At 59.9% G+C, this 14,346-nt stretch carries 15 protein-coding genes; 9 read left to right on the forward strand and 6 right to left on the reverse strand.

Going from position 1 to position 14,346, the window contains the following annotated elements; all coding sequences use genetic code 11:
* The first annotated feature begins 6 nt into the window (after window positions 1-6).
* A complete protein-coding gene (gene glcF / locus ACYUCQ_RS07190; RefSeq protein ID WP_460253838.1) occupies window positions 7-1,317 on the forward strand; it encodes a glycolate oxidase subunit GlcF in 1,311 nt (436 codons plus the stop codon).
* A gap of 3 nt (window positions 1,318-1,320) precedes the next feature.
* On the opposite strand, the gene ACYUCQ_RS07195 is transcribed toward glcF, so the two are convergent.
* Entirely contained in the window at window positions 1,321-1,686 is a 366-nt protein-coding gene (locus ACYUCQ_RS07195) for a roadblock/LC7 domain-containing protein (RefSeq protein ID WP_460253839.1), read from the reverse strand.
* 221 nt (window positions 1,687-1,907) lie between these two features.
* Between ACYUCQ_RS07195 and ACYUCQ_RS07200 the strand changes: the two genes are divergently transcribed.
* From ACYUCQ_RS07200 to ACYUCQ_RS07215, 4 genes are all read left to right on the forward strand, one after another.
* A complete protein-coding gene (locus tag ACYUCQ_RS07200) occupies window positions 1,908-3,170 on the forward strand; it encodes a hypothetical protein (protein ID WP_460253840.1) in 1,263 nt (420 codons plus the stop codon).
* A gap of 35 nt (window positions 3,171-3,205) precedes the next feature.
* On the forward strand, window positions 3,206-4,372 hold the full coding sequence (locus tag ACYUCQ_RS07205) for a cache domain-containing protein (RefSeq protein WP_460253841.1): 1,167 nt from the start codon (window positions 3,206-3,208) through the stop codon (window positions 4,370-4,372).
* Between the two features lie 183 nt (window positions 4,373-4,555).
* Window positions 4,556-6,019 carry an NADP-dependent isocitrate dehydrogenase gene (locus tag ACYUCQ_RS07210; RefSeq protein ID WP_460253842.1) on the forward strand — a complete coding sequence of 488 codons (1,464 nt, stop codon included), beginning with the start codon at window positions 4,556-4,558 and terminating at the stop codon, window positions 6,017-6,019.
* 203 nt (window positions 6,020-6,222) lie between these two features.
* Window positions 6,223-6,420 carry a hypothetical protein gene (locus ACYUCQ_RS07215; RefSeq protein WP_460253843.1) on the forward strand — a complete coding sequence of 66 codons (198 nt, stop codon included), beginning with the start codon at window positions 6,223-6,225 and terminating at the stop codon, window positions 6,418-6,420.
* Between the two features lie 167 nt (window positions 6,421-6,587).
* Here the strand turns inward: ACYUCQ_RS07215 and ACYUCQ_RS07220 are convergent, their stop codons facing one another.
* From ACYUCQ_RS07220 to ACYUCQ_RS07235, 4 genes are all read right to left on the reverse strand, one after another.
* Entirely contained in the window at window positions 6,588-7,007 is a 420-nt protein-coding gene (locus ACYUCQ_RS07220; RefSeq protein WP_460253844.1) for a DUF2177 family protein, read from the reverse strand.
* 172 nt (window positions 7,008-7,179) lie between these two features.
* Complete coding sequence (gshB, locus tag ACYUCQ_RS07225; RefSeq protein ID WP_460253845.1) at window positions 7,180-8,121, reverse strand: glutathione synthase; 942 nt, start codon at window positions 8,119-8,121, stop codon at window positions 7,180-7,182.
* A 42-nt stretch (window positions 8,122-8,163) separates the two neighbouring features.
* Window positions 8,164-8,565 carry a hypothetical protein gene (locus tag ACYUCQ_RS07230; RefSeq protein WP_460253846.1) on the reverse strand — a complete coding sequence of 134 codons (402 nt, stop codon included), beginning with the start codon at window positions 8,563-8,565 and terminating at the stop codon, window positions 8,164-8,166.
* A gap of 44 nt (window positions 8,566-8,609) precedes the next feature.
* Entirely contained in the window at window positions 8,610-9,305 is a 696-nt protein-coding gene (locus tag ACYUCQ_RS07235; protein ID WP_460253847.1) for a bactofilin family protein, read from the reverse strand.
* Between the two features lie 278 nt (window positions 9,306-9,583).
* On the opposite strand from ACYUCQ_RS07235, the gene ACYUCQ_RS07240 reads away from it, so the two are divergent.
* The 4 genes from ACYUCQ_RS07240 to ACYUCQ_RS07255 all read left to right on the forward strand — a co-directional run bounded on the left by ACYUCQ_RS07240 (window position 9,584) and on the right by ACYUCQ_RS07255 (window position 14,214).
* Window positions 9,584-10,597 (forward strand): adenosine kinase, encoded by a 1,014-nt coding sequence (locus tag ACYUCQ_RS07240; RefSeq protein ID WP_460253848.1) that lies wholly within the window; start codon window positions 9,584-9,586, stop codon window positions 10,595-10,597.
* Between the two features lie 210 nt (window positions 10,598-10,807).
* Complete coding sequence (gene cpaB, locus ACYUCQ_RS07245) at window positions 10,808-11,635, forward strand: Flp pilus assembly protein CpaB (RefSeq protein ID WP_460253849.1); 828 nt, start codon at window positions 10,808-10,810, stop codon at window positions 11,633-11,635.
* Window positions 11,636-11,671: 36 nt separating this feature from the next.
* On the forward strand, window positions 11,672-12,856 hold the full coding sequence (locus ACYUCQ_RS07250; protein ID WP_460253850.1) for an AAA family ATPase: 1,185 nt from the start codon (window positions 11,672-11,674) through the stop codon (window positions 12,854-12,856).
* Window positions 12,853-14,214, forward strand: a complete 1,362-nt coding sequence (locus ACYUCQ_RS07255) for a CpaF family protein (RefSeq protein WP_460253851.1) — start codon at window positions 12,853-12,855, stop codon at window positions 14,212-14,214. Before ACYUCQ_RS07250 ends, ACYUCQ_RS07255 begins: the two co-directional genes overlap by 4 nt.
* Before the next feature lie 2 nt (window positions 14,215-14,216).
* On the opposite strand, the gene ACYUCQ_RS07260 is transcribed toward ACYUCQ_RS07255, so the two are convergent.
* On the reverse strand, window positions 14,217-14,345 hold the full coding sequence (locus ACYUCQ_RS07260; protein ID WP_460253852.1) for a hypothetical protein: 129 nt from the start codon (window positions 14,343-14,345) through the stop codon (window positions 14,217-14,219).
* Window position 14,346 lies beyond the last annotated feature (1 nt).

Genomic DNA, 14,346 nt, shown 5'->3' on the forward strand with positions numbered 1-14,346 from the left:
GCACTGATGCAAACCAATTTTACCGAAGCGCAATTGACCGATCCGGCGATCAAAGTGGCGGATTCGATTTTGCGGTCTTGCGTGCATTGCGGGTTCTGCACCGCGACCTGCCCGAGTTTTGTGACGGTGGGGGATGAGGATGATAGTCCGCGCGGGCGGATTTATTTGATCAAGGAAATGCTGGAGAGCGGTGCGGCGGCGAGTGCGCCGGTGGCGTTTCATTTGGATCGTTGTTTGTCGTGCCTGTCATGCATGACGACGTGCCCGTCGGGCGTTGATTATATGCATTTGATTGATCATGCGCGCACCCATGTCGAGGCAACATATCGGCGGCCTTGGCATGATCGGGCGCTGCGGGCGGTGCTGGCGGCGATTTTGCCCTATCCAAAGCGGATGCGGTTGGCGCTGCGCGCGGCGGGGCTGGCGCGGCCTTTTGCCGCGTTGATCCCCCAGCGCGGGGCGTTATTTGGGCGGATGCGGGCGATGCTGGCGCTGTCGGCCTCGGAGCGGGTGGTTGCTGAGGGGCCTGATGTGGCGGCGCAGGCGGTGCATCCGGCGATCGGGGCGCGGCGAGGGCGGGTGTTGCTGCTGGCGGGATGTGCGCAGCGCGTGCTGGATCCGGGGATTCATGCGGCGACGGTGCGGTTGTTGAACCGGCTGGGCGTGGAGGTGGTTATTCCGCAGGCGGCGGGCTGTTGCGGGGCGCTAACCCATCATTTGGGCAAGCATGCGGCGTTCGTTGCGCAGGCGGGGGCGACGATCCATGCGATGGCGGCGGCGCTGGATGAGCAGACCGATGCGATCATCATCAACACATCAGGCTGCGGGACGGTGGTGAAGGATTACGGGTTTGCGTTGCGGGGCGAGAATGCGGCGTTGGCGGCCCAGGCGGCACGAATTTCGGCCTTGGCGATGGATGTGACCGAGTATTTGGTGAAAATTGGCTATCAGCGGACGCGTCCGGAATCGGGGCTGACGATTGCGTATCATGCGGCGTGCTCGTTGCAGCATGGCCAGAAAATCACCGATGCGCCGAAGGCGCTGCTGCGTCAGGCCGGGTTTCGGGTGGTGGAGCCGCGCGATGCGCATTTATGCTGCGGGTCGGCGGGGACGTATAATATTTTGCAGCCGGAAATTGCCACATCGCTGCGGGCGCGCAAGCTTGATACGCTCACCAGCCTATCGCCTGATGCGATTGCGGCGGGGAATATTGGCTGCCTGACGCAATTGGCGGGAGCGGGGATTCCGACCATTCACACGATCGAATTATTGGATTGGATGGCGGGAGGCCCCTGCCCTGCCGGTTTGCGGAGCTGAGATTTAGCCGAGGGCTTCGTTCAGGGCGGAGGCACCACGGCTGGCGGCCATCAGCACTAGGCCGAGCTTGGCATCGCCGCCGGTGACGATGCAGAGCAGTGCATCGACGCCTACGAATTCGAGAACCACATAGCCGCCTTGACCTTTGATCACCACTTGATCGAGCGCACCACGGGCGAGTTCTTTGGAAATGCGGGCGCCGAAATTGAGCATGGCGGTGGCCATAGCGCCGACGCGATCTTCATCGAGATCGTTCGGGAGTGCGGAGGCGATGACCAGCCCATCAGTCGAGATGACCGCAGAGGCCAGAATGTCCGGCGACAAGGCGCGCAATCCCAATAATATCGCCCGTAATTGACTTTCGCTCATCGTCGCGGCTCCTCAAGGTCTTAACGATCTGACGGCAAACCAATGTGACCGTTCCACTATAATGCCGGATAGCACGCGCCCTGCCACCCGTGAAGAGAACAACGTGACCGACTACAACCCAAGAAAGAATAAACACGCTGGAATAACATTTCAGGCTGCGCTAGAGACATTGATTATGAACGCGCGCGCCCTCGCTCCACGCTGGTTTGTTCTTCATCAGGATGGGTCCTGCATCGGGCTTGCCATCGGGCGCGGCCTTGAAGGATGCAGGGGTTAGCTTCATGGATGCCAGCGCAAGAATTCGACGGATTTTGTGGGGAACCTTACGCGGCACGGTGCCAGCACCACGCGCTTTGGACATGATGGTGCGCTGGGAGGCCAATTTTGCACCGGATTTTGAGCGTGATCCGGCGCGTTCGGTGACCAGCTTTTTGTTGCAGGAGCTGGGCGGTAATTTGAACCGGGCGGATTGCTCGGCCTTGGCGGACCGTATTCTCGCGATCATGGATGATTTTAGCGGGCCTCTGCCGCAAGACCCGATTGCGAGTATTCGTCGGCTGAGCGAGGCGCGGCTGAGCGCGCAACCGGCGCCTGCGCCTGCGCCCGCCCCCGCCGCTACACCGCCCGCCGCTAAACCGGTTGCGATGCCGGTTGAAGTGCCGCCCGTGGAAGCGGCGCTAGTGGAAGCGGCGTCGGAGGCGGTTAAGGCGCCAGAGACTGTTCATACGCCGGAGGCTGAGGCGCTCGCGGTCGCTGAGCCGGTGCACCACGCGCTGCTTGAACCCGAGCTGCACGACCCATCGCCGGCGGTGGAGGCTTTATCGGCGGAGCCGGTGTTGGCGGAGCCCGTGATGGCGGAACCGGTGTTCGAGGAACCGGTATTGGCCGAGCCGGTTTGGGCGGAGACGGTGATGCCGGTTGAGCCGGAGCAGCGCGCGGATGAGGTGATGGATCGGGCACCGGCGGGAGACGCGGCGATCCTGCTGGATGCGGATCATGCCGAAGCGGAGCCGGACGGGTTTGCCGGGCCGGGGCGGCGGGCTGATCATGGCCATGTGATCGATCATGATATGTTCGATGATCGAGACCCGGTGACGATGACACCCAAGGCGATCATCACCGCGCCGAATGGGCGCGTGCTTGCCTCGGATGACGGGGTGGATGCCGAGTATTATGAGATGGCGTTGCGGGTGCCGCGCGGGTTTGAGTCGGCGCGAACGCTGGAGATTTTGCCGCCGACGGATGAGCAGGACGGGCGCGCCGATCATGGGGCGGAATTGGCGGCGGATTGGGATGCGGATTGGAATTCTGATCCCGCTTGGAACCCTGATCCCAAGGCGGAGCCGAACCCGGGCGTCAGTGAGCGCCCGGCGGATGACACTGAGATTCCGCCGCCGCCGCCGCGTTCGCCAACAGCTGATCCATCGGCGCCCTATGGGATCGACCGGTCGGTATTCTCCAAAATATTCCTCGAGCACGATTGAAAAGAGTACGATCGATGGCAGTAAAACCCAAAACGGTGGCTGTCCGCGGCCTCATGCTTCGCGCCGAATTCATTCGGTTTCTGATCCCTGCGATGCTGCTGAATGCCTTGGTGATTTTATTCATTGGCGGCGTGGGACAATATTTGATCATTCAGCGTGCGGAGCAGCAGCAAGTTGTCAATGTTCGCAACGAGTTTGACCGGCTGCGCGAAGTCTATGCGGGCCAAGCGGTGGCCGAGGCGAGCGCTTTAGCGGCGAACCCGAATATCATTGAGGCGTTCGCCATGCCGCCTTCCAAGCAGCAGCGCACTTTGCTCGCGCTGCAATCGCGCAGTGTGTGGAAGGCGCTGCAGCATCAATATGGCCGAGCGATTGTGGTGTTCATTCAGGATCATCATGTGCTGTTCCGCGCCAATAAGCCGCATGTTTATGGTGATCGCACGATTGCCCGGCCCGATATTCACGCGGTGTTGAAATCGGGTCAGCCGGTCAGTGATTTTGGGTTGATGAAAATTGGCTATGCGATCAGTGGCGTGGCGCCGGTGTTATCGGCGAGCAACGTGCCGGTGGGCACCGCACAGATTTCATTGCCGGTGACAGCGATTTTCCGCACCATCATCCAGGATATTCCCGGCAGCGTGGTTTCGGTGCTGATCCAGGAGCCGCCTGGTTTCAAGGCTGCCGGTGGCAAGGCGGCAACGCATGATCTGCCGTTGCCGATGGTTGGGCCTTATCAGGAGAAATTCACCAATTCGCCTGCGCTCACGCGGTTTTTGCAACGTCATCCGAGCGATATCGACCCTCGATTTTCGGCGACCACCTCGATTGGGACTGGCAAATCCTATCAACTCTTTGTGTTGCCGCTCAAAGATTTTTCCGGGAAAATGTTTGGCTCTGTGGTGTTCGGGGTCGATGTGTCGGGTATTTTGCAGACGGCTTACACGATTTTTGGCCTGAGTTTGTTCTTCTCGCTGGTCATCTTTGTGGGCGTTGGCTTGAATTTGCGCAATTTCGTCAATCGACGGATTTTGACCCCGTTGGGCTTGCTGACTGAGCGGGTGCGCGCGATCTCGTTTGGTGAAAAGCTCGAAGAGCCGGTTTTGCAGACCGAATTTAATGAGCTTGGCATTTTGCAGGTGGCCGCCGAGCGGTTGCGCAAGACGTTGATTAATCTGGTGCGCCATATCGGCTCCAACGGGTAACAGAACGGTCGAGTGTGACGGATCGTTTGGTTTTGGGGCCTATGATCGGGTCGTCATCGCCAAGCCCGTCAGCCATGTGTGCGCTACCGTCTGGTGTCCTGTGCTGCGGTGCGATGGCACCGATCCGGCGAATTGCTTATAGAGGCGGCACAGCTTCATTCTGCAACGCTTAGGGGAATTGCGATGACACAGACGCACGCCACCGGCACCAAAACCCGCGTGACCGCCCTGCCGGGCGACGGCATTGGGATGGAGGTTTTCGACGCGACGCGGCGGATTTTTGATGCCGCGCAGGCACCGGTTGAGTGGGAGCTGGCGGAAGCCGGGGCGGCGGTGTTCAAAAAGGGGATTCCCTCCGGCGCACCGCGCGAGACGCTGGATTCGATTGCGAAAAATGGTCTGGCGCTGAAAGGGCCGTTAGAAACGCCGGTTGGTTTTGGCGAAAAATCGGCGAATGTCACTCTGCGCAAACATTTCGAGCTTTATGCCAATATCCGACCGGTGCGTGAGCTGCCGGGGATTAAGACGCCCTTCACCGGGCGCGGTATTGATATGGTGATTGTCCGCGAAAATGTTGAAGACGTGTATGCTGGCATTGAGCATATGCAGACGCCCGATGTGGCGCAGTGCTTGAAACTGATGACGCGACCGGGCTGTGAGCGGATTATTCGCGCGGCTTTTGGCTTGGCGCTCGCGGAAGACCGCAAGAAAGTGACCTGTGCGACCAAGGCCAACATCATGAAACTCACCGAGGGCATGATGAAGCGGGTGTTCGAGCAGGTGGGGCCGGATTATCCGGGGATCAGCCGGGACCATATTATTATCGATAATTGCGCCCATCAGCTGGTGATTGCGCCGGAGCAATTCGATGTGATCGTCACCTCCAACATGAATGGTGATATTATTTCGGATCTCGCTGCGGGTTTGGTGGGTGGTTTGGGCATCGCCCCGTCGGCCAATCTCGGGGATCATGTGGCGATTTTCGAGGCGGTGCATGGCTCCGCACCGACCATTGCCGGCAAAGGCCTGGCCAACCCGACGGCTTTGCTCTCGGCGGGGATTATGCTGCTGCGCCATATCGGCGCGTTTGATGCGGCGGCGACCATTGAACAGGCTTTGTTCATTACTTTGGCTGAAGGCAAGAATTTGACCGGCGACTTATCGCCGCGCGGTCATGGGGTGGGCACCGACAAATTCGTGGGGCAGGTGATTGAGAATCTGGGCCGCTCCAGCAATTTGCCGTCACGCGCCTATAGCCCGTTGACGCTGACGCCTTGGCCGGACCTGACGGCGCATACCGAGCCGAAATCCCGCGAATTGATTGGGGTTGATATTTTTATCGAGTCTGATTTGTCAGCGGCGGAGTTGGGGGCGTCATTGACCCAGATTGCCGAAGGCAGTCAGCTCCGGCTTGATAGTATTTCCAACCGGGGTGTGCAGGTGTGGCCAGCGACGGGCGGGCAGACATTCCTGGTTGATCATTTCGATTGCAGATTCATGTTGAAAGCCCCGGCACAGGGCAACCCGCCGCAGGGGATTGCCGATCTGGTCAAGGCGATTGGTAGCCGTCATTCCTGGATGCATGTGGAAAAATTGCAGCGGTTTGATGATAAGGATGCCTTTGAGCGCCCACAGGGTGAAAGTTAATTTTTTGAATATTAGCGGAAATTCAGTATTGATTATGGTGAGGTAAATAATTTCTCATAATGATTTGGCTGGTTGTTTATCATATCAGGCCGAACGACATGATGCTGTGCAGGGCGAGACTTTGAGCGGACTTTGCTCCGATCGGGCTTTGCTCTGCCGCCAACCGGCATCATGCCGGCGCGTTGCTTTAAAAGGAGATCATCATGTCAGCAACCAGTCACCAAGCCGCCGCCAAATCGCACGAAGACACAGCGAAGGCCCATCATATGGCCGCTGAGCAGCATGGCAAGGGCGATCAAAAATCAGCACTTGAACATTCGACGAAGGCGTCCGGCTTGTCGGCGAGTGCGCATCAGCATACGACCGATGCGCATAAATCAACCCAGCATGCCAAAGCGTGATGTTATGGTTTTGCCGCTTGCGGTGAAATGACTGAGTGGCTGAGTGGCGGTATGCGCGCCGCTATTCAGCTTCTTTGCTTTGGCTTCTTTTGGGCTTCGTGGGTTGCGCCCGGACCGGCTAGAGCAGCGCGCCATGGCGCTGTTGGCGTCGCAATCGCAAGATGGCGTCACGAGAAAATGCGTTGGCGCCCGAAGCGGCGGGCGAAAATCAAGCCAATCAGCGAGACCAACCCGGACACCACCGCACCCCAGCTCATGTCGATCAGGGTGAGCGGCAAAGTCCAGTGGCGCAGCGTGGCGTCGTTGGTCAGGTCGTAGAGGCCGTAGGTGAACAGGCCGAAGGCGGCACCGTAAAACAAGGCGGTGATGCCGCGCCCGGAGGCGATGGCGCGCGGCATGACGAACACCACCAGGCCGAGAACTTGCAAAAAATAGACGGCGATGGCCGGGGCCAGATGAAATCCGGGCAGCAAAATATCGTTGAGGGTGGCGCGATAGAGAGCGTTCGAGGTGAAGGTCAGCCAGACGGAATCAATCACCAGATAGGCGATGAGCATCACGAAATAGAGCAGAACCGGGCGGCGCATGGTGTTTCCTCGATCGTGAGCAGGCGGAATTTTTCCACCGCTGACATAGCTGAGCTTGACTGACAACCCGGTTCGGCGCTTCGTTACTCAATATTATGACGATGAACCGTAAATTTGCACAAATATTTGGTGCAAATCGGTCAATGAGGTGGCATTGCGCCCGAATACTGCGTCAGCGATGGGCTTCGATGCGATCCCAAATCGAGGCTTCGAGATGCACGCCATCGAACCGGGCGACTTGTTGCAGGCCGGTGGGTGAGGTGACGTTGATCTCGGTCAGGTAATCGCCGATCACATCGATGCCGGTGAATAACAGGCCACGCTCGCGCAAGAGCGGGCCGATGGCGGCGCAAATTTCACGGTCGCGGCTGGTGAGAATCGTGGGTTCGGCGCGGCCACCCGCATGCATGTTTGAGCGGACATCGCCTTGCATCGGCACCCGGTTGATCGCCCCCATCGCTTCGCCATCGATCAGGATGATGCGCTTATCGCCGGCGCGCACCGCGGGCTCATAGCGCTGGATCATCACCGGCTCACGTGAGGCGCCAAGGAACATATCGAGCAAGGAGCCTAGATTTTCATCATCGGGGCGGATGCGAAACACGCCCGCGCCGCCATTGCCGAACAGCGGCTTGACGATAATGTCCTGATGCTGCGCGCGGAAGGCGGCGATTGCGGCACGGTCGCGCGCGATCATGGTGGGGGGCATCAAAGTGGGGAATTCGGTGACCAGCAATTTTTCGGGGGCGTTGCGCACCGATGCCGGGTTGTTCACCACCAGGGTCTTCGGATGGATTTGCTCGAGCAGGTGGGTCGCGGTGATATAGCCCATGTCGAAGGGCGGGTCTTGGCGCATCAGCACCACATCCATGCGCGCGAGATCGACGATTTCGGGTGCGCCGAGGGTGAAATGATCGCCCTTGACCCGTCGCACGGTTACCGGGCGCACGCGGGCGCGCACGGTGCCGCAATCGAACCAGAGATCACTGACGCCGTAATGCCACAGGCGATGACCGCGCTTTTGGGCTTCCAGCATCAGCACAAAGGTGGAATCGCCCTCGATATCGATCTCTGCCAGCGGGTCCATTTGAACCGCCACGCGCAACATGCTCATTGCCGCCCTCTTATTGGATTGACCGCGTCACGACTGACCGCATTAAGATGTACCGCTTCGCTGTAGGCTGGCCATGCAGGTGGAAAGCTGCACGGTGCGCGGCATGGGTTGGACCAGCGAGACGAGCTTGCCACCGCCAGCGCCCGGGTACAGCACGATTTCGAGGCGGCAGGTTTGGGAATTATAGACCAGCACTTCAGCCGAGCCATCCTTGCGGCGCAAGACCGGTGGGATCAGCGAAGCGCGCAGCAACGCCGGGGTGGCGCCGATCAGATGCACCGGCGATGGTGCGGCTGGACTGGATTTGGTGTCGCTGAGCCGAGGCGATTGAGTCGCACAGCCAGCGAGCCACCCGGCGGCCAAGGGCAGGAGCGCGAGGCGCATCCACCCGCGCCAATGCGCGACATTGACGTGGGCGGCGGGCACGCGACGCGGTTGCTGCATCGCCAGCTTCATTATCGGCCCGTTGGGTATGCGCGAGCCAAAGCTCAGTCGACCACCGGATCGTGCTGGCTGGGCGTATCCGAGAGCATTTCGATGCGGCCGGTGATTTGACCGCCATCTTCGACTTGCAAGCGGCGGCAGCGGGCGGTGCCGAGCACGCGGCCGGTGCCGCGCACGATCAGCGCATGGCGAGCGGTCAAGGTGCCATCGATGGTGCCGGCGATTTCGGCCTCTTCGACTTCGACCTCCCCTTTGAACACGCCGCCTTGGGTGATGGCGAGTTCGGTTGCGGTGATCATGGTGGCTTCGACATGGCCTTCGACCACCAGCCGCTCGGCATCCTGCACCAACCCTTGGACGCTGATGCCGCGACCGACGACCAGGGTGCGCCGCTCAGTGGTTTCGTGGGTTGGGGTGCGGAACCCCATCGGTGCGCCGGTGGCCATCGGCGAGGCGGCTGGATTTAGCGGGGCGCTCGGGGCAGGGGCGAAGGGTGAACGAGCCATCGGACTCTCCTTATTGGACAGATCATGAGGACCGGGGGAACCGGGGGAAATCGGGTCGGCAGGGTGGCGCGCCGGTGCGGGCTCGGCGGCGCGAAATGGCGGCACGCTGAGACCATCATCGATCTCCGGCGATGCCGGGTTGGCGGAGTCTGGCGCAGGCCGCGCCATGGCGCCAGTTGGTGTGCTGGTTGGTGCGTTGCTCGGTGGATCGTCACGTTTGAAAAATCCGATCACCCCATTTTCCTCCCTCATCGGTGCCAGACGGATTGCTGACACAGCCGCGCTCGCGATCTGCCGAACCAAGCCGGAACGGCGAGAAATCAAGCCTTAACGGCGGTTGATTGCGCAAAAATGGCTAGCATGCACCGGCCTGCCGGACAACCGGCAGAACGCAACCATTCAAAATTTTTAGATTTGACGACGCATTATGTCGGCAAGTGGCGCTGGACGGCGCGCGGCTGGTTTGCGGTTAGCGGGCGCGGATGATAGCACGCGCGGGAAGAGGATGATGCATGACCCAACCCCGGTTTGATTTGCTTGGTATCGGCAACGCGATTGTTGATGTGATTGCCCATACCGATGATGGATTTTTGGATCGTCACGATATGCGCAATGGCGCGATGACGCTGATCGATGGGGCGCAGGCTCTACATTTATATGCGCAGATGCCCGCCGGGTTGGAATCGGCGGGTGGGTCGGTCGCGAATAGCTGTGCGGTTGCGGCGGGGCTGGGCGCGCGGACGGCTTTTATCGGCAAGGTGGCGCCGGATGCGTTGGGCACGGTGTTTGCGGCCTCGATGCGGGCGATTGGCGTGCATTATCCGATGCTGCCAGCACCTGCGATCATGACGGGCGATGAGGCACCGACGGCGCGATGCTTGATTTTGGTGACGCCGGACGGCCAGCGCACGATGAATACCTGTTTGGGCATTAGCGCTGATTTTGGCCGGGCGGATCTGGATGAGGCGTTGATTGCCGACTCGGCGATTTTGTATTTGGAGGGCTATTTGTTCGACCCGCCGGCGGCGCAGGAGGCGTTTTTGCATGCGGCCCGGTTGGCGCGGGCGGCGGGGCGGCGGGTGGCGATTTCGTTGTCGGATCAGTTTTGCGTTGATCGGCATCGGGCGGCGTTTCGGCGCTTGATTGGCGAGGCGGCAGATATCGTGTTTGCCAACGAGGCGGAGATTTGCGCGCTGTATCAGAGCAATGATTTTGCGACCGCCGAACGCGAGGCGGCGGCGGATATTCCGCTCGCGGTGCTGACCCGCAGCGAAGCCGGCAGCGTGATTTGCGCGGGTCAGGCCCGCTATCAGGTGCCGGCGGTGCCGACCCGCGTGGTTGATACGACGGGTGCGGGCGATGCGTATGCGGCGGGATTTCTCGCCGGGCTGACCAAAGGGGCTGATTTGGCCGCGTGCGGCGGCTTGGCGAGTGAGGCGGCGGCTCTGGCGATTGCGCGCACCGGGGCGCGCCCGGCGGCGGCGGATTTGGCAGCGCTGGGCCTGTCATTTTCGTTAACCGCTTAACGATTCAGCAAGCCTCTTCGGTCTGAAGGCAGCGTCCCGCGATCAGGGCGATGGGTGCATGCTCATGTGGCGCTGTGATGGGGAGCGGCCTGGTTTTTGATCCGCGCGCGGTGCGGATGCCGAGTTTGCTGGAAATGATTGATGTGGTTGGTAACGATTTGATAAGTATTTGGTGTCAGAGATTGGAAATCAGCAAAGGGTTTTCCGATCATGATCGTCAGACTAACACTCCTTGCATTTCTGGCCCTGGGTCTTGCCGGTTTCGGGACGGTCGCATGGCTTGATCTGCATCCGGCCCGGCCGCGCCCCGCCGCGATCCGACCGGTGCAGCTGCTCGGTGTGGCGCACGCTCTGCATGCGGGGAGCCTGATTCAGCCCGCTGATCTGACCGCGGTGATCGATACCGGCAAAATTCCGCCGGGTGCGGTGATTGATAGTGCCGCCGCGCGGTCGGCCTATACCGGGGCGATGGTGCGCAGCGCGCTGGCGCCGGGCGCGCTGATTACGGCGGGGATTGTGATCCGTCCTGGCGATCATGGGTTTCTAGCGGCGGTGCTGCATCCGGGCATGCGCGCCGTGTCGGTTGGCGTTGATGCGATTTCGGGCACGGCAGGGCTGATTTGGCCGGGCGACCGGGTTGATTTGATTTTGACGCAAAGCCTTGATGGGCCGGGGATTAATCCGGGGCATCGTGTTGCGGCGGAAACGGTGCTGGCCGATGTGCGGGTGATTGCGATCGATCAGCGGCTGGTCCAGGGCGCCGATGCCAGTGGTCAGGCCCCTGCCCCGGCGCGCACGGTCACGCTTGAAGTAAGCCCCGATCAGGCTGAGCGGGTTGAGGTGGCGGCGCATTTGGGCCCGCTATCGCTGGTGGTGCGCTCATCGAGCATGGCGGCGCAGCCACGACCGGCGATTCCGGCGCCGGTTTATGGCAGTCAGGTTTCGCCGGTGCTGGCCAATCTACGACCCAGCCCGCATCGCGGTGGCGAAATCACGATCTATCAGGGAACTGCAAAGCAGATTGTGTTCCGGCCATGATCGCTTGGTGCATCGCGAGCGGGGAGAATGCCGATCATGAATGAATTGTCCGAGCGGTTAACGGCGACAGCGAAGGGTTCGGCCACGAAAATTGAGCGAGAGACGTTTCTCGGCTTTGTCAACGATCCGAATTCACTGGCGTGTCTGCGCAGCGTGCTCAGCCATCCGGCAATTGGGCCGATGCGGGTGCGATTGAGCTCGTTCGAGGAAATGCTCGCGGCCCTCGGCGCCATGCGGTCGCCGAAGACGGTGCTGGTTGATATTTCCGGCGAAGATCAGCCCTTGAGTGCCTTGATGCGGCTCGAACACGTGATTGAACCCGGCACGCGCGTGCTGGTGACGGGCGATGTTCACAGTGTTGGGTTTTACCGGACTTTGACACGCAATTTAGGCATTCGGGAATATCTACCCAAGCCACTCGATCCGGTGCAGTTGGCGCGCGATCTGGTGCCTTGGGCGATGGGCGATGAGCCTCGGGTTGATATTCATCGGGGTGGCTCGCTGATTGCGGTGCGCGGCCTCGCGGGCGGGGTTGGCGCGTCTACTGTGGCGGCTAATCTCGCTTGGTTGCTTGGTGTGGAAACGCGGCGCCATACAGTTTTGTTGGACGGCGATTTGCTGGCTGGCAGGGCAGCGCTTGCCGCCAATGTCGCGCCGAGTTCGGGGTTGCGCAGCGCCTTGGAAACGCCGGATCGGATCGACCCGCTGTTAATTGAACGATCAGCGCAAATGGCCTCTGACCGGCTGCATGTTCTGGCCGCAGAAGAGCCTTATACCGAAAAATGGAGATATCATCACGGAGCTGGGCACGCGTTAGTCGATGCCTTACGCCAGCGTTATAATTTTATTGTCGCCGATCTGCCCTGTCGGTTGTTTGGCTTCGCTGGCGAATTGCTTGGTCTTGCGAACCAAAACCTGTTTGTGACCGATCTTTCGCCGCGCGGGGTGAGCGCTGTGCAAACGATATTGGCGCAAGATCAAGGGCGCAGTGCAGCTTCCCATGTCGCTTTTATTCGGCGCCCGCATCAGCGCGTGAGCCGCGCCAGTATTGAGAGCGCGCTGCCCGATCATCTCGGTCGTGCCGTGATCGATTGGGATAAGTCGGTGCGTGTTGCCAGTGATTTAGGGCGCTTCGCCAGCGCCAAAAAAGGCCCGTTTCGGACGGCCATGCTTGATTTGGTAAAAAATATCGGCGCCACCATGGAGACCAGCCCCTTATGAGCAGCAGCGCGCATGTGTTTGGCCGTCGCACCGAGTTAGAGGCTCCGCCGATCATCGAACCGCAGGGCGATGTTGGCCGGGTGCAGCGAGATAGCAATACCAGCCATCTGCGCGCGCTCTGCTTGACCAAGATCGATGCAGCGAGCTTGGCGCACTTGCCGAGTGCGCGCATCGAGGCGATGGTCGAGCAGATTTTGACCGAGCTTGCGACCGAGCATCGGATCCAGCTCAATGCGCGCGAGCAGCGCCAGCTCGCGATTGAACTTGTCGATGACATGATTGGGCTGGGGCCGCTGGAATCGCTCCTGGCGGACGACAGTATTACCGACATTATGGTCAATGGCCATGATCGGATTTTCATTGAGCGCAGCGGCAGACTTGAGCAGGTGGATATTCGGTTTCGCGACAATGTTCATGCCACCAATATTGCCCAGCGCATCGCCTCGACGGTCGGGCGGCGCGTTGATGAGGCGAGCCCGATGGTGGATGCGCGGCTGAAAGATGGATCGCGCGTCAATATTGTGCTGCCGCCGCTCGCCATTGATGGTCCTTGTCTTTCAATTCGGAAATTTGCCAAGAAATCAATCGATTTTAAGAAATTGGTGCAGTTTGGCACGATGACCACGCCGATATCCCGATTATTGGAAATCGCGGCCCGCTGCCGGTTGAATGTGATTATTTCTGGAGGCACCGGATCGGGCAAGACCACGCTGATGAATGCGATGAGCCGGTTTATCGAAACGAGCGAACGCATTGTGACCGTTGAGGATGCCGCCGAATTGCAACTGCAACAGCCGCATGTCGTTCGCCTGGAGACCAGACCGCAAAATCTTGAAGGGCGAGGTGAGGTTAATCAGCGCGATCTGGTGCGCAATGCGCTGCGCATGCGTCCTGACCGCATCATCATCGGCGAAGTGCGCGGCACCGAAGCCTTTGATATGTTACAGGCGATGAATACGGGGCATGATGGTTCGATGTCCACGATCCATGCGAACAACACGCGTGATGCGCTGGCCCGTATCGAGAATATGGTGCAGATGGCGAGTATGGGGCTCACGCTGCGGGCGATCCGCCAACAAGTGGTCTCGGCGGTTGATTTGTTCGTGCAGGTGGAACGCCAGCGTGATGGGGTGCGCCGCCTGGTGCAGATTACCGAAGTTGCCGGGATTGAGGGCGAAACGGTCCTGCTCAATGACATTGTAAAACTGGAGATACTGGGCGAGGATTCCTCAGGAAAGCTCACGTCGCGCTATGTTATTGGGGTCGGTCGTCCGTGTTTTCAGGAGCAACTCACCTATTTTGGGCTGCTGCGTAGCTGGAATGCCGCCATCGAAGAGGCGCAAGGGGGATCGTCATGATTTCACTCTTGCTTGCGGGTGGCGCTATATTTTTTGGTATTTTTATTGTTGCGTTCAAGCAAACGCTTAGCTTTAATCAGCAGCAAATGCGGTATGCACAACGGGTTGCGCGCATCAATTTCGATGGTCATA

The sequence above is a fragment of the Acidiphilium sp. MT5 genome (assembly GCF_054767495.1).